This is a genomic window from Enterococcus sp. AZ194, from assembly GCF_051713825.1.
Lineage (GTDB): Bacteria > Bacillota > Bacilli > Lactobacillales > Enterococcaceae > Enterococcus_K.
Genome location: NZ_JBIOQR010000001.1, coordinates 1,236,805 through 1,259,757, shown reverse-complemented (window position 1 = coordinate 1,259,757; position 22,953 = coordinate 1,236,805). Strand labels below are relative to the sequence as shown.

The window sequence follows — 22,953 nt, the reverse complement described above, 5'->3', positions numbered from 1 at the left end:
TACACGAATAATTTCAGCGGATTTTTTTTGTTTCTCTGCTCTGTCTCTCGCAGCCTGCCCTCCATTTCCAGCCTGCTTAAAAGTTGTTACTGGATTAGTAATTGCATAACTTAGCGAACGACCACTAAAGCTAACTATTGATAGAAACAGCAGGGCTACAATTGATAATATCAGCAATATATTAGTTGTTAAAGTCATCTTCTCGCCCAAAGGTGTTCGCTTTAAATTATATTGAATTTCTTTATCACTCAAATTCTGTTTCAACAACTCATCATTAGTCATACGGGTCTCTGTCAGCTTTTCAAGTGTAAATTCTTTTTGATCAGTTTTTTTATTCTCTTGGTATTCTTTTTGTTCTTTTTTTGACAGTTTCTTAAAGCGCTCAATAAACTCTTTATATTCAGTCATTACCTCATCAGTCGGACCAAACATTCGCAAATCTCCGTAATGCATCCACATGGTCTTATCACATAAAATTTCCACTTGAGGAAGCGCGTGACTGACAAAAAAGATTGTCTTTCCTTGCTCTTTAAACTCCATTATTTTATCGACACATTTCTGGTAAAATGTGTCATCTCCAACAGATAAGGCTTCATCAATAACTAGGATATCTGGATTATTATGCACTGCGATGGCAAAACCCAAACGAGATTTCATCCCACTAGAATAACTTTTAACAGGCTGATTAATAAAATCCCCTAAATCCGCAAAAGAAATAATTTCTTCCATTTTCTGGTCGATTTCTTTATTCGTCATACCAGACATTAGCCCTTTTAGTCGAATATTTTCAATACCTGTCAATTGAATCTTCAATCCTGCGCCAATGGCAATGATTGAGGTATCTCCATTGACTTCCATCGTTCCAGATGTTGGTGGAATGATGCCACTAATCACATTAGATAGGGTTGACTTACCCGATCCGTTAATACCAATAATCCCGACTGATTCCCCCGCATGAACCTCAAAACTAACACCTTTTAATGCCCAAAAATTAGGGATATCTTTTCTATAAAATTTGAATAAAGCTTTTACCTTATCTGTTTTTTTCTTATATAAGTCATACTCTTTTGTGACTAAGGTACTTCTCACTTTTACTTGTTTGTTTTCCATTGTGTTCATCCTATCTCTTGTTTTTCTAGACATAACTGTCTGGATTTTGAGACAACATATATCATAGCACAAAAGCCCATCAGAAAAAAGTCTCTGTGATGGACTTTAATTTATCGTTTAACAAATTTTGATAAAATCTTCAAACTTGTTGGTCTTAACAAAAAGATACTAAATACATATATCAGAATTCCCAGCATGACCTCAATAAATAAGTTTTTTATTGAAAAATCCCATGTCGTATTTAAATAATAAACTGCAACAAACATGATGATTCCTGCAACTAAATATTTCCAAATATTTAGAAACATCTCCCTTATTGGAATAAACTTTTTCACTGAATAAAACTGAACAAGACAGACCAAGGCCTCAGAAACAACTGTCGCAATACAAGCACCAACTGCTCCCCATAATGGAATCATGATGACGTTTAAAATTAAGTTAACAACAGCCCCAACTGTAACAGAATACGTAAAATATTTCATTTTATGTGTCGGCATTAAATACTGCTGACCAGTAACATTACTCCACCCAATAAATAAAATAACTGGTGATAAAACCATCACTAAAGTCTCAATTCCCTCAAAGTTGGCACCAAAAAACCAGGGTGCAAATTTAGGAGCAATTGCCATAAGACCAAACATCATCGGCGTTGCAATTAAGCTGACCATATCAAAGGAAGTATATAGATATTCTTTGACTTTTTCATTATCGCCCTTAACAAATGTATGAGCTACTCGAGGCAACATAACCGTCCCCGTCGCAGTCACGACAGCTAAGATAACTTTGACAAGTTTATCTGCATTATCAAAATATCCAGCTGAGGTAACAGAGACCATATCGCCCAACATGGTTTTGTTTAAAACTAAATAGATCTGTATCGCTATCTGCGGAATGAATAAGTTAATAGAAGGTCGCAAATGTCCCCATATGTGCAGTTTTCGTAGTTTAATCCAGCGTACTGTTTTTCTTAGGTACGGCCATAGAGTTAGATTACCGATGAAAATCGAACCAGATGTAATCAATATATAGATTCCTAAGTCGCTAGCTGTTTTGACAAAACTAAAAATAAGTATAACTGAAGCGATTTTCACCAACATATTTCTTAAGACAGGTTTTTGAAAGTCCTCCAGACCCATGAACAACCAAGAAATATCTAATCCAGCAGCTAATATCAAAATGGACTGATACAAAAAATACTCTTGGTATTGCTTCGTAAAGAATAAGAAAACTAGGAACGCCAGAAAAGCAGCTGTTACTGTGAGTAGCTTCAGAAAGGTTATCTCCCAAAAGACTTTGCTCATCTCTTTTTTATTATCTCTCACATAAGCGATGGAACGATTTCCGTATAGATTCACGCCAATACTTCCAAACAAAATGAAATATTGAATAATGGAGTTTGTATAGGCGTTGATTCCTACCCCTTGTGCACCAATGACACGTGCAATATATGGCACAGTGATTAGTGGGAGAATCATCACGAGAACTTGATAACCCACATTATAAAGATAATTTTTGATGATTCTCACTGAGTAGTCTCCTCCTTAATCTGTTAACTCTTTTTTTGCTGCATGTAGTGCGGCCTTAATCACTTGGTGCATATCAAAATACTGATACAGCCCTAATCGACCGCCAAAAATCACTTTTTGTTGGGCTTGAGCTAACTTATAATATTTACGGTATAGCTCAGAATTTCTCTGATCATTAACTGGATAGTAAGGCTCATCCCCTTGTTTCCACTCTTTAGAGTATTCCTTCGTTATGACTGTTTTTTCTTGTGTTCCAAACTCAAAATGTTTATGCTCAATAATTCGAGTATAAGGCGTTTCTTCATCCGTATAATTGACCACCGCATTTCCTTGGAAATTCTCTGTTTCAAGGGTCTCCGTTTCAAATCGTAAAGAGCGATACTCTAAGACGCCGTATTGGTAGTCAAAGAATTGATCAATCATTCCAGTATAAACAACTTTTCCCGCCAATTGCTCATAATAATCACGCTTTTCAAAAAAATCAACATTCATTTCTACTTCAATATTGGGATGATCCAACATTTTTTCAACAATCTGCGTATAACCACCAATTGGGATTCCTTGGTAGATATCATTAAAATAATTATTGTCATAGGTAAACCGAACGGGCAAACGTTTAATGATAAAACTTGGCAGATCAGCGCAAGCTCTCCCCCATTGTTTTTCGGTGTAGGATTTAATTAACTTCTCATAGATATCTGTCCCCACAAGAGAAATCGCTTGTTCTTCTAGATTATCAGGGGTCTTCCCGCTTAAAACAGAGCGTTGCTCCTCAATTTTTTGTTTTGCTTCATCCGGTGTGATGACGCCCCATAATTTATTAAATGTATTCATATTAAACGGTAAATTATAAATCTCACCATGAAAGTTCGCAACTGGTGAGTTAGTGTAACGATTAAATTCAGCAAATTGTTGAACATATTCCCAGATTGTCTTATCACTTGTATGAAAAATATGTGCGCCATATTGATGAACTTGAATTCCTTCTATCTCTTTTGTATAAATATTTCCAGCTATATGATTACGTTTTTCAATCACTTTAACCTTCTTACCTTTTTTTGCCGCTTCATTTGCAAACACAGCTCCGTATAAGCCTGAGCCGACGATTAAATAATCAAACATTCCGCTTTACCTCTTTCTTTAATTAATTTATATTTGTATTTTTCTCTCTTACACTCTATGTAGTATGAGTTTTTCACCAATGTGTTACTTTAATTCTTTTATACGAAAATGATTCATGATACTTAAACTAAAAAAGGATTTCCACATCTCAAATATACCTTGAATATTGTCCTTTATTTACATTAAACTCACATTCTATTCCGCTCAGTTGTATACTTTCATAAAAGAATTCCTATATAGCCACTTTTCAAATTTCCCTATGCTATTTATATCTATAATATAAATGTCAAAAATCAAACTCGGTCATATTATAGCCCTTGAGTTCTTTTTTCTCATAGCATATGATACTTTTTTACCAATTTAGCAAGCAAAAATCTATTTCACTCTCCTTAATAGATTTAATTCCGATTCCGGAGTATGATGTCTTCCTACAACAATCACCACTAGATCTTCAGTAGCGAAAACTACTAAGCATATGCAGTCAAACAAAAAAATGCACTCTGTCCTCAAAGTTGACAAAGCGAATCTTTTACATTAAGTAGAGATATGATATTTTTATAAATTAGTAAAAGATCAATTTTCATTTGTTCGAATGCTGCAACAATCCTAAAGTATAAAAAAATTATTATCGATGATGACTATAATATCCCATACATCACTACTTTTGGCCATACTTGAAAAAGCGGTTCATCCAAAATATAATTTACGTCCCTAGATGTGTATGAGCTAATAAAAAGTCTTGAATATTACAGTTAACAAAATTTCTTTAGTGAATTTCAAAAAATATATAATCCAAATTTACTTCTAAAAAATAAAAATAGGGCTGAGATTTCTCTAGAATAGCATACCTCAACCCTGCTGTATATTTTTGTACTCTTATAAATTACTTCTCAAGCTGATCCTTCAATAAAGTTTGGACTCGTAATAATTCATCCGGCTCCACTGTCTGATAACTAATCCCCTCTTCACCAGTCACTCCATTACCTATAAGCTCAACACCTTGTAATTGCTCTGTCTTCATAGAAGTAAGAGCAGGTGTATATTTTTTTAGAAGGGTCATAATCGTATCCCAAGAAAGATCCGTTTTGGCATTATTGCCTAGAACATCTAATATATCTTTATAATTTGAAATAGAATCTACTGACGCTAATTTGTGGAATAACGCTTCTAAAACAATTCGCTGACGTCTTTGGCGACCGTAGTCCCCTTCTGGATCTTCATAACGCATTCTAGAATACTTAACTGACTGCCAACCATCTAAATGATTCTTTCCCAAAGTAAAACTTGCACCTTCATAATCAAAAGCTAAATGGTTATCAATATCAATCCCACCAACTTCATCAATCAAAGCCGTCATTCCATCCATATTTACCAAAGCATAATGGTCAATTGGAATGTCTAAGAGATTTTCGACACTAGACATTGCCATTGCAACCCCACCATAAGCGTATGCATGGTTTAGTTTGTCCGAGGTTCCATTTCCAACAAGCTCTGTAAATGTATCACGTGGAATACTCACTAAAGTTGTTTGCTTTTTCTGAGGGTTAATTGTTGCTACCATAATTGAATCAGAACGACCTTCTGTTTGGCTTCCACGAGCTTCATCCGTATCAATTCCCAGTAAAAGGACTGAAAAAGGCTCCGCATTAGAGTAATCAAGTTCTTCTGTACGTAAACTTGGAACCTCTCTTTTAATAGGTTCATAGGCACTATCTGCCACTTTTTTTGCATCATTATAAAACACAGCCCCTACTGCTACTGCACCAATCAGAACTACTAAAATGAACATCAAAAACCCAATAACTGTTTTTTGCCAGACTTTCATAAAATGAAGTCACTCCTTCTCTCAATACATTACTTCAATTTTAAATCTTTTTTTATCTGGCTCGTCGAAATTTCAGGAGTTCTAGCCAAATACACAACTTCTGCATCAGTCTGTTCTTGAATGAAATCAAATTTGCCAGCCCAATCGTCCCCCATAACAAAGGTATCGATATGATATTCTTTGATGTCTGTAACCTTTTGTTCCCAATTATTTTCTGGAATCACTAAATCAACATAACGAATTGCTTCTAGTAGCTGTTTTCTTTTTTCGTAGGAAAAATAACATTTTTTTTGTTTTTCATCCCAATTAAATTCATCAGTAGATAAAACAACAATCAAATAATCACCTTGTTCTTTTGCACGTCTTAATAAATTTATATGACCATAATGCAATAAATCAAATGTCCCATATGTTATTACACGTTTCATGAGTTTACCTCTTCTATTCATTTTTTATCACTTACAAACCATACCAAAAGAAAACAAAACTTTCAATCACATAAAAGATTTCTGATACATCCTCAAGACTTTTTTAAATCTTCTGTAACTTAAGAAACAATTCTGTAAAGGAACTGTTCCAAAACTGTAAAATATGTCTCGGGATAAAACCTTTCAATCGAATTTTTTACCTCTAGTTGAGAAAAAACTTGTTGGCTTACTTGATGAAGTGCTTTAGACAAGCCCTCTGCATCGCCTTTTTGATAGACTAAGCCATTTTGTGCGCAAATTATATCCTCAGGGCCAGTTGGACAATTAGACGAAATACAAGGCAATCCATATGAAGCAGCCTCTAATAAGACCATCGGAAACCCTTCAAACTGTGAGGTTAGAACTAAAGCACTCGCTTCTTTTATTTGTTGCCAAGGATTAATTACCCAACCAAAAAAAGTTACCTGCGCTTCAATATTTAGCTCTTTCGTCAAGTTTTCTAACGCTTGTCGATCTTTCCCATCACCATAGATATCCAATGACCACTCTTCCTTTAGCTGAGCCAAACCATAAAATAATTCAGAGATATTTTTTTGTCCTTTGAGCATTAAACGACCGATATATACAAATTTTGTTTTTTTATTAACAGGTGCTATTGTTTTTTCTTGACGCTCAACTGGATTAAAAATTAAAAAAATCTGACTCGCTGGAATCCCTAATGATTCCAGCTGCCTCTTGATTCCGCTACTAATAGCTAGATGATAATCTGCTAAGTACAAATATTTTGGCTTAATTGCCTTCTCATCAAAAATAGAAAAATGAATCCATGACACAAGCTGAAACTTCTTTTTATATAACTTCCTAAAAAAATGAGCTATTCTAAGTGTCGTTGTATTTAAACAGATAACAATCTGAGCCTCGGTCTTCTTAAAATAGTTAGAAAGATAAAGAATCCCTGAAGCATACTGCATAAGCTTATTGGAATACTGGTGATTAGTTTCCTCATAGTCTTTAAATTCACCCAACCATTCTAAGGAGTCCATCCCTTGAGAAATAACTAGATGGAAAGTGACTTCTGCCCTTTTCTCAAAATAATCAGCGACTTTTTTTACAACGGTCTCAGTCCCACCTTTTCCTGAGTAGCGGGGGATCAATAAGTCAACTTTCATCATTTCTTTTGCCCTTTTTAAAAATAGCACGTATCTTTCTAAAAATATAAAGAACGTTTAATAGATAAAAAGATTCATTTTTTATTGCTTGAAATAATAACTTTTTCCAAAAAGGACCATTGAATTTTGGTACAGATTTAAAATAAATCATGAATTCTTCTGTTCTCCTAAAATTTAAAAATGCATATCTCCTATCCATATATGTCGCTGTATTATTTTGATTACAAAAATATAAGTTTACTAACTCCTTAGTTAACTCAAAACAATATAGTGAAAACGACTTATCAAATGCCTCTTTGTTATTGACTTTATCCCTGAACTTCAACAATTTGTATAGTAACTTAGTGAACATATTAGGTAGCTCAATCGTATATTTTCTTGATAATGAATCATTGTTATTAATTCGATATAGGTATACGACAGATTCTTCCCATGATACTTTTGGCATACAACTATACATTTGAACTGCAAATAAAGCATCCTCTCGTTTTGTTATATCTTCAGGAAATTCAATTGAATTCGCAGACAAAAAATTACGTCGAATAAGTTTTCCCCATGGCATTCCTAAGTAATATCCCGAATAAACTCCATTTGTCTCAGGTGTTCTTAAAACTGATAGAAGTAATTCTTCTGAATTCAAATTTTCCCATCTACTACGAATGACTGTTTCTGAATGTAAAGTTCGATAAACTTTATCCGTTTTATTATCTAATTCACTATAATTAAATATAATCACATCAGAATTGTTATTATTTTTTATACCTTCAAGAAGTACACTCTCTGAATTTATTGAAAGTAAGTCATCTGGGTCTAAAAAGAAAACCCATTCTGCCTGAGCTTGTCGAAGCCCCGCATTCCTTGCAGCAGAAACGCCTTTATTGCTTTGATAAAAATAATAAAACCTAACATCTGATATGTAGTCTTTAGTTATATCTTTAATATACATTTCAGAACCGTCATCAATCATAATTACTTCTATTGTTAATCGAGAAAATTGAGATAAACAATCCAAGCATTGTTTTAGAAGATCTTTATCAATATTATATATAGGTAAAATGAAACTAATTATCGGCTGCATCATTTATTCCTCCATTACTTTTTTTTCAGCACTGGCTATAGCCGAAGTCAAAAATCCTCCACTAATCACTTTTTCTTTTATTGCCTGAACATTAGCCAATAATTTTATCTCATCTTGATATTTCATCTTAGATTCAATTTCCTTTAAGTTAGAGACAGAAAAGCCGATACCATTTTTTTCAACGAATTCGCTCAATGCTGACTCCTTCCAGACAATTATCGGTATACCAACTGCTAAGTAGAGTGAAGCTTTATGCGAATTATTGTATCGCAAATATTCCCCAAAATTGCCCTCACATAAATGAATTGAGGGACCGTCCCAAACTAATCCATAACTTCCTTTAATCGACTCTAGGAGCTTATCAGGAGAAAATGAGCCATGATAGTGAATCGTTTCTTGAGATGCTGCTTCATAATTAGGCCCATATAATTCAAATGTCATTGTATCTGAAAGTTGAGTTAACTCTCTCAAATAACCTGATTTTTCTTGATTTAAGTTCCCCGCAACAACAATTCCTTTAGACGGGTCATATGCATCCGCTACTTGCGGTGTAAGATAGTCAAACAGCGCAAGTGACACCAATCGATTTTCTGAAAATCCTTCACTAATAAGATAATTTTTCATCATCAAATTATGACAAATAACAACCTCACATTTTTTCAGCATATCTAAATCAGCTAATTGATCATTTTTTTGTTTGCTGCCATGTAATTTTCTCAGTGAGTCTAAATCATGGATTAATGCAACAAACTTAACTTTTTTTCTTTTTTTCAAGGGATTCATCAGCCAATTAAAATAGACAAACCCTGTCATTGGGTGTTGCATAACGACCAATGACTTCTTAGGAATCAAAAAAAACAAACGAAAAGCATTGATAAGCGAGGTCAAGTGACGGTGAGCTTTTTCAAAGTAACTTTCTTTACGATCTTCCCTTGGCTCGTAGTTACCTATGACAATAGGGCGATACCCACGTTGTTCTAGTAACTGATCCACATCATCTCGCGCTTTGCTCCCTGCATGGGGATTTTTCCCATTTTCTGTTTTAATAAATACTTTTTCCAATGCTACGTCCTCAAATCTATAGTGAACTACTTGTTACTTGCCACCAATGTATTTTCCCATCAACTTTATTTCTTGCAAAAAATTTCCCAATGAATAATGGAAATGGGCTGAACCATAAATCTAACAGCTGCGGGTCAAACATACTATGAATGACCACAAATACTAAAGCTAAGGCTCCAATTACGTGTTTGGCTTTCATCAACTTATAGATAATCCATGTTAAACAGCTAACTACTATTATATACAATATGAAGCCTTTTGAAACCAAGATATTAATAAATGAACTATCTATAAAATTATACGGCAAATCATCGTTTCGACGTTCGAATTTTGTAATATTATCAATAAACTCAATTTCCGTTCCTGCTGGGTGAATCCCATACGTCTTTATACCTGAATAACCTAAGTACAGTCGGTTAGATAAAACACGATTGATTAATTTAAAGATTGCTAGATCTGATTGGTAAAAGTAATTTAATCCTAAAAAAACGAGCGAAAAAACTGGAGTAAAGAAAGTAGCAACATATAGCATCGCCTTTTTTTGAAAAAAATCAGACCATTTTCTAATCAATAAACTTAATAGAATAAATAGAATAGCCAATCCGAAAGGGTTTTTTGTATCTGTAACAATATACCAAAAAACTGAACCACTCAATGCAAATAGTACATCCCACCATTTAAATGCTAAGCCACGAATAAAGAAGATCATCAAAATCAAATAGAAAAACATTTGTGCTGGAAAGTTCGTCCATGAATAACCTAAAGAATAGCGACGAATCATACCGGGTCTAGCTGAGGTTCTTGCTGGCAAAAAACCCACTAAATTAAATAAAATACAGAGAACCATAATCCCAATTTGCATGACAACAAAAGCTTTCATTATTTTTTGTAGATCTTGATTTCTTGCAGAAAAAATTAAAAAACAAGTATCAAAAATAACTGTGTTTTTAGTAGTTATCGCTATTACCAGACCCAGTCCCACAAATAAAATTCCAGCAAAAAAAGGGAGCGTATTTTTTCGAGTTATCAATTGATATTCTCGTTGTTGAATATAGACAACAAGCTCAGCCAATCCTTTTAATACTAATAAAGCATAACAAAACAGGCGAATAGATACAAATCCCCACGAAGGAAGATAGATCTGGAACATTGTAATCGTCTGCAATTCCAAATAAAGCGTCCAGCCAAAAAAGGCCATAATAAATAAAATTTGATTAAGTGGATAATTCCGAAAACGGATAGTTTCAATAAAATTCACTGACTTTCCCTCATTTCACTCAGTTATTATCTGCCGAAGAAAAAAATTTCCGCTTTAAAAAGCTCGTTCCTTTTTTTAGCCAGTTTTGCGGCTCCATAAAAAGAACAGGTACTTCTTTATAGGTTTTCTGATTGGTTTGCACCCAAACATCCAGTAAACGTTCACTGATAAAACCATAAACACGTGCTTCATAGGTAGAATACGCAGAAATGTCAATCCTTTTTTCTAACTCAAATAATATTTCAAATAACCATTCACAATATGCATCAAAATCATCGCGCCTCATGATGAACATGTTGAACATATGCGCTTTGGAGCTAGCCATCGCCTTTTCAAAAGCTGGAATATACGTAGGAAATCTTTCTTGGATTATATTCTTCGTCTCATCCAAATCATTACTGTTGTGCGCATGTGCATAATGAGAATAAGAACTCTCAATATAATAGTTCCTCGGCTTAGGTAAAATCATATCAGCCTCCTGAAGAAATGATTCAATTTCTTGCTCAGTTAAAAGACTCTCTCGTTTCTGTGAAAGCTCTCGGCCTTTTTTTGATTTGATAAAATAACGACGATAGTGAACTAAGCCAACAACCTCTGCGTCCAGGTTTTTCCATGCCCAATACACTGCTGTCAGCTCATTAAAATATGGATTTTTCGGGGAAATATTCTCTCCCTCATTATCTCCAATGTAACCTAATTCTGGATGTAAACTTTTTCCTACCTGAATCGGAAGGTAGTGTTTCTCTTTTGGCATCCAATACTCTTTGTGTGTCGCTACTAAAACTTTTATATTCACTAATGTGCTCCTTCTTTTTTCAGTACATGGAACGAAATTTATAGATTTCAAATTTCTTACCATCTTTTCCTACTCTCGTTTGGCTGAAAATTAACGGTCCTTTATTTTTCTCACTAAAAAAATAAGTTACTCATAAAATCACAGCAACTAATAAAAAGAAAATCATCCCTATAGAAGCCCCAATAATATCAAGTACTCTTTTAAATAAGAGAAAAGCCAAGCTCGGATTTGGATAGATTGCAGATTTATCTGTGTTATTCATTTTTATCTTCAATCAACAAAAGTCACTCATTTCATTGTCATTAAAATTTTGCCTAGTTTCACTTTACACAGTATAACCATGAACGGTCCTTCAAGCAAGTGTTTTCCACACGAAAAAACCTATATCTATCGACCACGTTTTTGGATATATGATCAATAGATATAAGTTGTATAATATTTTATTCATCATCAGTTGGACTACAAAATATCATCTTTCAATAAATAATCTATAACCCGTTCAGTATTTTTGTTATCGTAAAATTCATTCACCATTCTGTATTTATTTACAATATCTTGACTTAAATGATAGTTATCTTTAATAGCATCTTTGACTGCAATCATCAATTCTTCATCAGTCCAAGCAATAACACCTGGTGCATTTGTTTTGTTGACTGGGGGAATAGCTTGGTATTTATCTATCAAGTAATCTGAATCCTTCCAATAAAATATTGGAAATGCACCTCGATACGCAGCATCATATATTATTGAAGAATAATCCGTAATAAAAATCACTGAAACCTCTAAAGCTTCAGTTGGATCAACACAGATTATATCCTTATATTCATTCATGTGATTGTAAATATATTCTGAAAATTTATTATGCGGAGCTATCAATAATCTATCTATTAAACCTTCACGTTCAAATAACTTGATTACTGTCATAAGTGATTTAAAATAGGTCGTATTTTCTATGTCATCATTGATAACATATGATTCTTCCCAAAATCTCCATGTTGGCATATACGTGATTTTGTCCGCAGTATCTTTTAAAAATGCACCATCTAACTTAGGTAGTCCAGTTTTCATCAAATCAGAATCGTCATAACCCATTTTGTAAAACTCTTTTGCCTCTAAATCAGAACTGATTACATTCTTCCTCACGTTGTTTACTTGATTAATTTTGTGAAAGCCCATCGCCATTGGATTATCAACGGGTTTAGCAAACATGATACCATGTTGTAGGAAATATAGCGGTGTTTTTCTAATTTTAGTGTTTAATTTATCATTTAATACTCGTGTAGCTATTACATGATTACTTAATTCACTAGCAATAAATGTATCTGACATAAAAATATAATAATAATGTCTAAATGAAAAACGTGAGATAATTTTATCCCCAAATTTTTCTTTCATATCATTAAATTGAGGAGAATCAGTATCTAGAATGAAGAAATTTTTGGATTTTAATTCCGACATGCTTTGAACCTTGTCAAATACATATAAACTAGACTCACAGGCTCTTTTTGCATCCTTCTCGAAATATAAATTGATTTTATTTCTAACAAACGGTTTCGCCAATTTAGATAAATAATAAGCCAGATTCACTTGAAACTGATGTTTTTTTTCATATACAGGTAACTTCGGAAGCTTGGTAATTCCAAAAACATTAGAATCATATAGCCTTGGAATATAAGCATTCTCACCCACTAAAAAAGGTAAACTAAACAGATGTTTGACTTCTTTTTCTGACTGAAAATAGGCAGAATGAATAGGTTTATTATTTGTTTTAAACATGATAGTCGAATGAATATTCTTAATATTTATAAGTCTTTCAGATGGAATTTTTACTGTAAACTTTTTTGCCCCATGCCAAACAACCTTCCCTAAAAAAATTCCCCTATTAGTATATGCTGAGTCAATTGGTATATTATTTTTATAATCAATAAAACCATGTAAAGTTATACCTTCACTTGAGTTTTTAAAATAAAAATTAGTTTTATTAAAGAGCAAGTCAGCTCTTTTATCATAAAAAATAAATGATTTTCCTTCACTAGGAATATATTTTAATAGAAATACATAATTATTCAATTTCAAGAAAATAGGTTTTGTTAATCCATTAGTAAATACTTTAGGTAGTAAGATTTTCTTTTCTGAAACTAACTTACTTATTAAGCAAGTAATTTCATTTCCTTCATACGATAAAATCATTTGATTATTTGATTTAAAATCAACCTGAATACCTTCTGGATTGTAATAAAAATAATAATTTAGTGATTTTAGACTATATGATTCAGTAGCTATCGTATATTCAAGAAACGAATTAAAGTTTTTATATGATACTTTCGCATATATATATGGTTCATTCGAATTGCGAGTTTTTCCTAATAAAACCTCTGTTACACCTATATTAAATAAATTTGAATCTATATCTACTTTATTCTTTGAAATATTATCCACCAATGAGTAGGAATATCTCGTACTAATCAATTCAAAACGCGGACTATATAAAACTACATCCAGATCAACACTCATGGACGAATGACCATTTAAGTACGGTGTACAGTATACATTGGCATCATTTATATGAATATAATACTCAACTTCTGCATAGGTAAAGATAGCAGCAAGTCCCGACTCTACCTCAACATCAATATCTTTAACTAAAGTAATTTCCTCTGAGTTTATTAACATATCTTCCGTAATCGCTATCTTTATTTTAGAACCTTGTATACCGAACGTAATTGAATTACATTCAGCCTCAATCAAAAAAATAACATCTTTAATGACCTTTGTCACTTCCATATATTTTCTATTCCTCCAAATTTAAGTGCAAAAATTACTTGATTACTTCAAATAGAGCTAATCTAAAACGATTATACTACATTTAAGCAATCAATTATGGCAACATCGTTTCCCTTTATAATAATAGCATATAAATTTTTACAAATATCAAAAATTTCTAATTCAGTCGAAGAAACATAAGAGTTACTTAATTCATAAAAATTTTTAAGAATCAAAACCACCCTTCAAATGAATATGCTTACCCCTATACAGGACACTGAACTATAAAAAGTCCAGTATACGAAGCATATCTAGGTGGTTTATTGTTTCCCAAGCTTCGCGTGTTCAACAGACTAAAGTCGTTAACAAAAAACAGGCGCTGAGCACCTGTTAACAATGATAATTAGTGATTATAATTTTGTTACTTCTGCAGCTTGCGGTCCACGGTTACCTTCAACAATTGAGAACTCAACTTCTTGACCTTCTTCAAGAGATTTAAAGCCATCTCCTTGAATTGCTGAAAAGTGTACAAATACATCGTCTCCGCCATCAACAGTAATAAATCCAAATCCTTTTTCATTATTGAACCATTTTACTTTTCCATGTTCCATGTATCTAGCCTCCAAAGATTTTTAACGAATAATTTCATCGCCAAGGTTATTATACCCAAGAGTGAAAACGCTAGCAATAGCATTTTAAGATTATTTGAGAACTCTATCTAGGAAATTTCGGTAAGCTTGTTGTTCACTTGTCTCTTCTATTGATAATTGGTCAAATTTTTTCTGAAGAAACACCTCAAGCTCTCCTTCTATCTCATGAGTAACCGTCGCATTCCCAATCAATTCCATCCAATAGGTTCCCTCTTCTTCATGGACAACTGTTTTTACCAAGCCACCAACGTTGCAGACGGTAATTTCTTGATAAAATTCTCCTCCGTGAAGCAAGTTGTACATCAAGCTACTTGCACACATGGCTGTCCCACACGCGCTTGTAAAGCCCACCCCACGCTCGAATGTCCGAACAAACAACTCGTTATCAGTAACGATTTCGACGAAGCTCACATTAACTCCATCTGGAAACAGCGCGTTTTGATCATTGACTAAACGAGCAATTCGTTCAAATTCATCGCTCATCAATAACTCATGATTAACAAAAGCGATTAAATGTGGATTGGGCACCGCTACCGCAGAAAAGAGGATTGTTTCTGACAATTCGGGTAAAATTTGATTGATAATTGGTTCCTCAGCATTTACAGGAATCGTTTGTGGTTCAAAACTAACCGGCGAAATCTCTACTTGGTAAGTTTTCACGCCTTCTGCCAATACTGTCGTTTGCCTAACTTTTAAGTCGGCAAACATTGTTTCCACTTTAAATGAGATCTCACCAGTTTTTTCTGACAAGTAACGGGCAACCGTTCTTAAACCGTTCCCACACATACTCGCTTGCCTACCATCACTATTAATTACACGCATTTTGCCGAGTGCTGAATTTTGTTTTGATTCTTCCACTAATAACAGCCCATCCGCTCCACCTAACAAACCATATTCTCTAGAACAAAGATTTTTTCTTAACTCATCTAGTTCATTTACGGAAAGTTTCGGTGCATCTTCCATCTGGTCTAACAAGAAAAAATCATTTTCCGATCCGTGTACTTTTTTAATAATCACAACTATCACCTAGTTCTTTCATTTATTTTTTATTTTTTTAAAATGAAATTTAGTTACTTTTTACTAGCAAATGGTACTAAAAAAGAAGGCAGTTGCAACCAATCAGGATTACTGTCCTTTTGATTATAACTCCCTTTCTCATTTATTTTTTTAAATTCTTTTCAATAACAAACCTTGGTCTTCTCTTCACTTCAGTATAAATTTTCCCAATATACTCACCCACAATAGATAAACTTATCATTTGAATTCCACCAACGAGCCAAATACTTCCAACAATCGAAGACCAGCCACTTACAGTATTTCCAGAGATGTTCCGCCCAAAAATATAGGCTAAATAGATCACGCCAATCAATAAAATAAAGAAACCTAGATTTCTAATAAATTTAATTGGTGCGATGGAAAAGGAGGTAATTCCTTCGAACGCAAAACTCAACATTTTTTTTAGAGGGTACTTTGACTCACCAGCTGCTCGTTCATTCCTAGAATAAAATACTTTGGCAGATGGATAACCAACTAATGGAACCATTCCCCTTAGAAAAAGATTTTCTTCTTTAAACTGTAATAACGTTTGTGTAGCACGTTTACTCAGCAAACGAAAATCTGCATGGTTAGGAACCATGTTAATACCTAGCTTTTTCATCACACCATAGAAACCTTCTGCAGTTCGCCGTTTAAACGCGGTATCTGTATCACGATTTCCTCGTACACCATAGACAACATCATGCTCATTGTGAAATTCATCAATCATTTTTTCAATTGTATTGATATCATCTTGAAGGTCAGCATCAATCGTCACAATTGCATCAGAATAAGGCTCCGCACAGGTCAATCCAGCAACTAAAGCATTTTGGTGCCCAAAATTACGACTAAACTTGATACCCGTATAATGTGAATCTTCGCTCGATAACCTTTCTATAATTTCCCAAGTTTTATCTCTACTACCATCATCAACAAACATAATTTGACTGGCATCACTAATTTTATTTATTTCAATCATTTTTAATAAAAATGACAATAATTCCTTACTGGAGATGGGTAATACCTCTTCTTCATTGTAGCAAGGAACAACTATTGTTAAAATTGTTTCCACTTTATATTCACCTCAAAAGCACTATGATTTTTACATACACATAAGAATATCACGTATTTTGATAATCTACAAATAACTATTAAAGTTTTCATCAATATATTTTTTTACTAAAAAATTTACTTATTGAATTTAAATTCGACAAAAAAAAAACTGAAATCCATAAAAAACAAAATCACATCTTGCAAGAAATCAATCCATGAAATATGAAATGATTTCTTGCTCCTTGCATTTTCTTGAATTCCAGCTTTTTTGAACTTACATAAACTCATTGCGTCATAGACTTCAGTTCAAATGAACTGAATTATTTGTATCCCTACTAATCTAAGCTTAGTTCATCTAGTTTTTCTACTTCACTTGAAGCTTCAACGAATGTGTCAGATGTTGAAGCTGTTGTTTCCTCAATAGTCTCTTCAGAAGAACTGTCTATACTAGTCTCTTGTGAATCAGTTGACTGTTCAGTTGACTCTTCAAGACTCGTGCTAAAATTAGTCTCAGACCTATACTCACTACTGATTTCGGAGCTATCCGAAGTATTGGTTATTGTTTCCTCAATAGATTTGCTAGTCATAGATTTTTTGGTGACTTGCTTAAAGGAAATTGAATCTAACCAAAAGACCTCCCCTTGTATCGTAACTCGCCAATAAGTAGAGCGAGTTGTTTTTACAATTTTATCTACGGTTCCACGTTTTCCAATATATTGTTGACCTTTACCGTAACTCTTAATATTAGCTTCAGTATTGTACGGTGCACTCCATACACCTTGATTTTTAGCAGCAGCAACTACCTCTACGTCATATTTTACATTGGTTTCTGAAACTTTAGGTTCGTAAAAAGCTTTCTTGTCTAACCACCCAATCACTTTTCCATTAACCACAAACTCATAATAGACAGTTCCTGTATTCAAAGTCACAATACGTGAAATTTGAACAGTTTTACCAGCATAGGCCCCACCATTACCCAAATATCTACCATCTATCGTCGTATTCCACGGGGCTGTCCATAATCCTTGTTTACTTGACTCATTTTTTGGTCTCAAGACCACCTGATATGCCACTTTCTCTGACTTATCTATTGTATACAGTATGGGAGTAAATGCCTTTTGGTCCATCCATACTTTTTTACCATTTAATGTCGTTTCAAGGTAGGTAGATCGGGTTGTTTTTACTTTACGTGTGATGCTAACTGTTCTGCCAACATACTGGCTGCCTTTTCCATAACCTTTAATACCTGGTTGTGTATTGTATGGAGAACTCCAAATCCCTTGTTTTTTTGCATCATTATTTATTTTTGCCCGATAACTTGTAACAACTTCTTCTATTGTCGGTTCGTAGAAAGCTTTCTTATCAAGCCAGCCAATCACTTTTCCGTTAACTTTAAATTCATAGTACGTTATTCCTGTATTCAAAGTCACTATACGCGAGACTCGGACATTTTGGCCAGCATAACTTCCACCATTACCTAAGTTTTTGTTACTTACTGTCGTATTATATGGGGCAGTCCATATACCTTGTTTACTCGATTCGTTTTTACTTTTTATCACTATTTTATAATTCACTGACTCTGATTTGGTAATCGTATTTAGTGCTGGTGTAAAAGCTGCCACATCTAACCAATAAACTTGTCCAGCTACTTTGAATTTCCAATAAGTAGATCTGTTAGTTGTCGCTACTGTTTCTATTGTTACGGTTTTCCCAGCAAACTTACTTCCTTTTCCAAGATATCTTATTCCTTCGCGAGTATTATAAAGACCATCCCATAATCCATGCTTATCAGAAATCTCTATTTCTTTTATTTTTGCTTTAAAACTTGTTTTTGTCTCTTTGCTTATTGAATCATATTTGTTATTCGTGAATCGGCCTAAATAGTCCATATTGATATCGAACTGTCCACCAATTGCCGTATTAACATTTGGGAAAGTCATATCAGAAGCCCATTGCCAAGCTGCATAACCCGTATGCATTAATTTATCTTTACTAGGCTTATATGGATATTGCGCCACCCAGATATTCGCTTTACCTAACGTACTTGGATTCAACTTAGGATTTACTCCAGTAATCCAAGATGCCATAGAATAGTGGATGACATTAGAGTAGCCCCTTGCTTTTAACGTATTCGCAAACGCAACTGAGTTTTTTGTCACATTACCAGCTACCATTGAGTTATCTTCAGCATCATTTACAACCACAATATTTTTTGCTACGCCTACACTATCTAATGTATTAGCAAAATGATTCGCTTCTTTTTTTGCCGCAGCTTCAGAAGCAAAATGGCTATAGTGATAGGCTGAAACAGTTAAGCCAGCACTCTGCGCGTTCTTAACTTGTGTCCCCCTCTTAGGGCTTTGATAAGTCGTTCCTTCACTAAATTTAACAACTACTCCTCGCACACCATAAGATTTCATTTTCTTATACTGATCTACAGAAATCTCTCCATTCCATGACGAGACATCAATAAAATCCTTGCTAGGTAAAGAGGTGTCATTTGCACCTAGCGACTGTGCCATCTTCCCTCTACCAAGGACTTTATACGGATCTAAACTACTCCCCATCACTGAATTCTGCTCTTCAATTCTTTCAGCGATTGTGCCATAACCGATAGAATTACTCTGTACATCGGTTTCAATAGAATTGGCTGAAACTGTCTGTCCAAAGAAAAGACTGATCAGGCTAACCCCTCCGACTAATAATGAAGAACGTAATTTACTCTTTAATTTCATTTTTTCTCCTTTAATACCTATTATTCTTATTTTATGAGGACTCTACTTTATCCCTGATTATCGATTAGATGACTCATAAGATAGATAACAATAACTAAATTACATAACCATCCAGCACATATATGTATCTTATTTTTTTGCAGTTTTTAACCCTATTGAACCAATATCATGTTAGTTATTGTCGCTTCAACAATTTTAACACAAATTATAATCAACTCAATGCTTATTTTTAGATTTCTACAAATCAAAACCTCCAGTGTGAACTGGAGGTTTGCTCTGCGGCTGAAAGCCTCTTTTGCCAGCCTTAGCCTCAAAGGCTTACTGAAAAAGTTTCCCGCTTGCACCACATTTACTCACTACTCCTTAAAGGAGCTCAATCATTTCTTTTCACGATTATTTTTCCCTGTAAACGGATCATATTCTTCAAATAATGTTAGTTGATCTGCTACATGATCTTCTCGCAATTGATTTTGAATATATTCTGCTATTTGTTTTTTGTTTCTTCCTACCGTATCCACATAATATCCTCGACACCAGAATTTTCGGTTACCGTATCTATACTTTAAATTTGCATGCCTATCAAATATCATCAAACTACTCTTTCCTTTTAAATAACCCATGAATTGTGACACACTTAGTTTTGGTGGTATACTCACTAACATATGTATATGATCTTTGCATGCGTTTGCTTCTAATATCTCCACTCCTTTTCGTTCACACAATTCTCGGATAATTTCTCCGATACTTGTTCTATATTTTCCATAGATGATTTGTCTCCTATATTTTGGAGCAAATACAATATGATACTTACATTTCCATACAGTGTGTGATAAACTTTCTTTGTCCTTTTTCATTAAGGGTTCCTCCTAAATTTGTTTTTGTAGTGGTCGGGAAACCAACTACAGTTTAACAGTTTAGGAGGCTTTTTTTCTACCCCGCTGGAAGCTTTCCGGAACCACCTGCATAGCAGGTGGTTTTCATAGCAATATAAAAAAAGTTGGCTGAAGAACCCAGTCTCCATCCAACTTAAAATATATATTTAATTAGATATTAAAATTTTTGTTTACTTGCTCCCAGTTTACTAAGTTCCAAAATGCTTCAATGTAATCTGGACGAACATTTTTATATTTTAAGTAGTATGCATGCTCCCAAACATCCAAGCCTAAAATAGGTGTTTTCCCCTCCATTAAAGGTGAATCTTGGTTTGGTGTTGAAGTCACTTCTAATTTTCCATTGTTTAATACTAACCAAGCCCAACCTGAACCAAAACGACCTGTAGCAGCGGTTTTAAATTCTTCTTTTAACTTATCAAAGCTTCCGAATGTCGAATCAATCGCTTCTTTGATTGCTCCAGTTGGTTCCCCACCAGCATTTGGTGCTAAAATTTCCCAGAAGAAGCTATGGTTAGCATGTCCACCACCATTGTTACGAACAGCAGTACGAATATCTTCAGGGATGTTAGCCATATCTGAAACTAATTCTTCTACTGACTTGTCTCCAAGTTCTGGGTGTTTTTCAATCGCAGCATTTAAGTTAGTTACATAAGTATTGTGATGTTTGTCGTGGTGTAAATGCATTGTTTCCACATCAATATAAGGTTCCAATGCATCGTAAGCATAAGGTAAATCTGGTAAAGTATAAGTCATAATAAAATTCCTCCTAAATTGTCATGATAATGTTTCCATAACTAAGATTATCAGAATCTACTTACTTTCACAATTTTTATGCTTATGAATCCTTCTTTATTTATCGTCATCTGAAATTTCAACAATCTCTGGCTCCTTATTAAATATGAATAATTTACTAAAAAAATAATTTGAAACGATGACTAGAACCTGTGTGATTATTTTTGCTAAGTAATCATTGAGATTTAGCCATTTTAGTAAGACAGCCATTGAGCCCATATCAATTCCAAATGAGAGCAAACGATAAAATACAAATTTAGAAAACTCTATAACTAATGCCTTTGCTGAATCTGTCTTTGAATGGAAAACCCAAATTTTATTAGTAATAAATGCAAAAGTGACTGATAATAGCCATGATATAGTGTTAGAGATAACAAAATCTATATTAAACAGTTCTCTACAAATAAAGTAAACAACAAAATTGATAACTGTAGTTAATCCTCCAAAAAAAACATACATAAATATCTCTAAGTAACCTTTTTTTTCTAATAAATCAGCTATTTTTTTAATTAATTTCAATTCTTCATCCCTACTTTCTCAATTATCATACCGTAAGTTTAGTCAAAAAACCATGCCGATTTATGATACCGTATCAAAATATCACTGAATCTTAAAAAGTTAGTAGCTATCCTTGTATTTCCTTGACCACTCATATAAAATTGGATGTATACTTTTATCGAGGATTTACTTGATATACGAGGGAGATTATTATGACAACTTGGCAACTTTTTACTAGCTCTATTTTTCATTTCAAAAAACTTAAGGATGCAAGACACACCCCTTTTTGGAAGACCATTCTATATACTTTTTTTCTAAGTGCATTACTATCCATTCCGATTGCTTTTAAAATATTCAGTGTTATGCAAGATATTCAAAAAGACGGGCAGGCGATTGCTGCTGAAATCCCTGATTTTACTATTGAAAACGGCAAGTTAACAACTAACCCTCAAGCAGACGGGTTCATTTATCAAACCAATTCAATTATTTTCACCTTTGATCCGGAAGGAAAAAGAGATGCAGAAGATATTTCTAATGATTTGATTGGTAACTTTTTAAGCGTTGGATTAATGAAAAATGAATTAGTGTTAAGTTTACCAAATACAGGTGGAATGACCACGGCGATTTTTGGAGATGATCAATTTCATATTTCCTACACCAATGAGACACTACAAAACTTATCCGGTGATAATTTGAGAACAACCTTAGCTAGTTCACAAATTCCTTGGTGGATTCAAGTCGTTGCATTTCTGGTTTCACTTTACCCATCTTTCATGAGTCTGATTGTGACCCTATTTTTTGCCACAATCGGTGCGAACCTATATGCTAAACTGCGACTCTATAAAGTTACGTTTTTCGAATCATTAAAAACAATGATTTATTGTGCCACACTTCCTGTCATTCTTTCAGCGATCATCTTTATGTTTTCGCCAAGTTTTGACAGTAGTCTATTGATTACCTTTATTTCACTCTTCATCTTTATACAAGCTGCAAAAGGCTTTCCAAAACAAGAGCTACCCCCATTACAATAAAAAAAGCTAAATCAGCCTATCATAAGGTTGATTTAGCTTTTTTGGCTCAGCTTTCTAGAATTCCCTTCTAAAAGTGCTTACCTTTTAGATTCCTCTTCTTTTTTGTTACACTAGTATCAAGGAGATGAG

The 22,953-nt window shown here is 33.8% G+C and carries 19 protein-coding genes and 2 pseudogenes; 1 reads left to right on the top strand and 20 read right to left on the bottom strand.

Annotated features, from left to right (window positions below):
• Positions 1 to 72 precede the first annotated feature (72 nt).
• From IGI37_RS06025 to IGI37_RS05930, 20 genes and pseudogenes are all read right to left on the bottom strand, one after another.
• Positions 73 to 1,119 (bottom strand): annotated as a pseudogene (locus tag IGI37_RS06025) (ABC transporter ATP-binding protein); the annotation flags it as partial.
• Positions 1,120 to 1,220: 101 nt separating this feature from the next.
• Positions 1,221 to 2,636: a flippase gene (locus IGI37_RS06020; protein WP_438760537.1), complete on the bottom strand. Its 1,416-nt coding sequence runs from the start codon at positions 2,634 to 2,636 to the stop codon at positions 1,221 to 1,223.
• Positions 2,637 to 2,651: 15 nt separating this feature from the next.
• On the bottom strand, positions 2,652 to 3,758 hold the full coding sequence (gene glf / locus IGI37_RS06015; RefSeq protein ID WP_438760536.1) for a UDP-galactopyranose mutase: 1,107 nt from the start codon (positions 3,756 to 3,758) through the stop codon (positions 2,652 to 2,654).
• Positions 3,759 to 4,641: 883 nt separating this feature from the next.
• Entirely contained in the window at positions 4,642 to 5,583 is a 942-nt protein-coding gene (locus IGI37_RS06010; RefSeq protein ID WP_438760535.1) for an LCP family glycopolymer transferase, read from the bottom strand.
• 29 nt (positions 5,584 to 5,612) lie between these two features.
• Positions 5,613 to 6,011 carry a glycerol-3-phosphate cytidylyltransferase gene (tagD, locus tag IGI37_RS06005; protein WP_438760534.1) on the bottom strand — a complete coding sequence of 133 codons (399 nt, stop codon included), beginning with the start codon at positions 6,009 to 6,011 and terminating at the stop codon, positions 5,613 to 5,615.
• A 119-nt stretch (positions 6,012 to 6,130) separates the two neighbouring features.
• The gene (locus IGI37_RS06000) at positions 6,131 to 7,183 is read right to left on the bottom strand and encodes a glycosyltransferase (protein ID WP_438760533.1); all 1,053 of its coding nucleotides are present in this window, start codon (positions 7,181 to 7,183) and stop codon (positions 6,131 to 6,133) included.
• Positions 7,170 to 8,261 carry a glycosyltransferase gene (locus IGI37_RS05995; protein ID WP_438760532.1) on the bottom strand — a complete coding sequence of 364 codons (1,092 nt, stop codon included), beginning with the start codon at positions 8,259 to 8,261 and terminating at the stop codon, positions 7,170 to 7,172. Before IGI37_RS05995 ends, IGI37_RS06000 begins: the two co-directional genes overlap by 14 nt.
• A complete protein-coding gene (locus IGI37_RS05990) occupies positions 8,262 to 9,320 on the bottom strand; it encodes a hypothetical protein (RefSeq protein WP_438760531.1) in 1,059 nt (352 codons plus the stop codon).
• A gap of 16 nt (positions 9,321 to 9,336) precedes the next feature.
• The gene (locus IGI37_RS05985) at positions 9,337 to 10,578 is read right to left on the bottom strand and encodes a hypothetical protein (protein WP_438760530.1); all 1,242 of its coding nucleotides are present in this window, start codon (positions 10,576 to 10,578) and stop codon (positions 9,337 to 9,339) included.
• Positions 10,579 to 10,597: 19 nt separating this feature from the next.
• A complete protein-coding gene (locus IGI37_RS05980) occupies positions 10,598 to 11,374 on the bottom strand; it encodes a DUF4422 domain-containing protein (protein ID WP_438760529.1) in 777 nt (258 codons plus the stop codon).
• A 19-nt stretch (positions 11,375 to 11,393) separates the two neighbouring features.
• Positions 11,394 to 11,471, bottom strand: a pseudogene (locus IGI37_RS05975) (sugar transferase); the annotation flags it as partial.
• Positions 11,472 to 11,504: 33 nt separating this feature from the next.
• A complete protein-coding gene (locus IGI37_RS05970) occupies positions 11,505 to 11,636 on the bottom strand; it encodes a hypothetical protein (RefSeq protein WP_438760528.1) in 132 nt (43 codons plus the stop codon).
• A 197-nt stretch (positions 11,637 to 11,833) separates the two neighbouring features.
• The gene (locus IGI37_RS05965; RefSeq protein WP_438760527.1) at positions 11,834 to 14,158 is read right to left on the bottom strand and encodes a CDP-glycerol glycerophosphotransferase family protein; all 2,325 of its coding nucleotides are present in this window, start codon (positions 14,156 to 14,158) and stop codon (positions 11,834 to 11,836) included.
• Positions 14,159 to 14,547: 389 nt separating this feature from the next.
• Positions 14,548 to 14,748 carry a cold-shock protein CspD gene (gene cspD / locus IGI37_RS05960; protein ID WP_438760526.1) on the bottom strand — a complete coding sequence of 67 codons (201 nt, stop codon included), beginning with the start codon at positions 14,746 to 14,748 and terminating at the stop codon, positions 14,548 to 14,550.
• A gap of 90 nt (positions 14,749 to 14,838) precedes the next feature.
• Entirely contained in the window at positions 14,839 to 15,810 is a 972-nt protein-coding gene (gene dapF / locus IGI37_RS05955; protein WP_438763596.1) for a diaminopimelate epimerase, read from the bottom strand.
• A 136-nt stretch (positions 15,811 to 15,946) separates the two neighbouring features.
• The gene (locus IGI37_RS05950) at positions 15,947 to 16,894 is read right to left on the bottom strand and encodes a glycosyltransferase family 2 protein (protein WP_438760525.1); all 948 of its coding nucleotides are present in this window, start codon (positions 16,892 to 16,894) and stop codon (positions 15,947 to 15,949) included.
• Between the two features lie 316 nt (positions 16,895 to 17,210).
• Positions 17,211 to 19,610 (bottom strand): GW dipeptide domain-containing protein, encoded by a 2,400-nt coding sequence (locus IGI37_RS05945; RefSeq protein WP_438760524.1) that lies wholly within the window; start codon positions 19,608 to 19,610, stop codon positions 17,211 to 17,213.
• A 377-nt stretch (positions 19,611 to 19,987) separates the two neighbouring features.
• Positions 19,988 to 20,464, bottom strand: a complete 477-nt coding sequence (gene tnpA / locus IGI37_RS05940; protein WP_438760523.1) for an IS200/IS605 family transposase — start codon at positions 20,462 to 20,464, stop codon at positions 19,988 to 19,990.
• Positions 20,465 to 20,653: 189 nt separating this feature from the next.
• Positions 20,654 to 21,256 (bottom strand): superoxide dismutase, encoded by a 603-nt coding sequence (locus tag IGI37_RS05935; protein WP_438760522.1) that lies wholly within the window; start codon positions 21,254 to 21,256, stop codon positions 20,654 to 20,656.
• A gap of 96 nt (positions 21,257 to 21,352) precedes the next feature.
• Positions 21,353 to 21,814 (bottom strand): GtrA family protein, encoded by a 462-nt coding sequence (locus IGI37_RS05930; RefSeq protein ID WP_438760521.1) that lies wholly within the window; start codon positions 21,812 to 21,814, stop codon positions 21,353 to 21,355.
• Positions 21,815 to 22,005: 191 nt separating this feature from the next.
• On the opposite strand from IGI37_RS05930, the gene IGI37_RS05925 reads away from it, so the two are divergent.
• Complete coding sequence (locus IGI37_RS05925) at positions 22,006 to 22,824, top strand: DUF1189 domain-containing protein (RefSeq protein WP_438760520.1); 819 nt, start codon at positions 22,006 to 22,008, stop codon at positions 22,822 to 22,824.
• Positions 22,825 to 22,953: the final 129 nt, after the last annotated feature.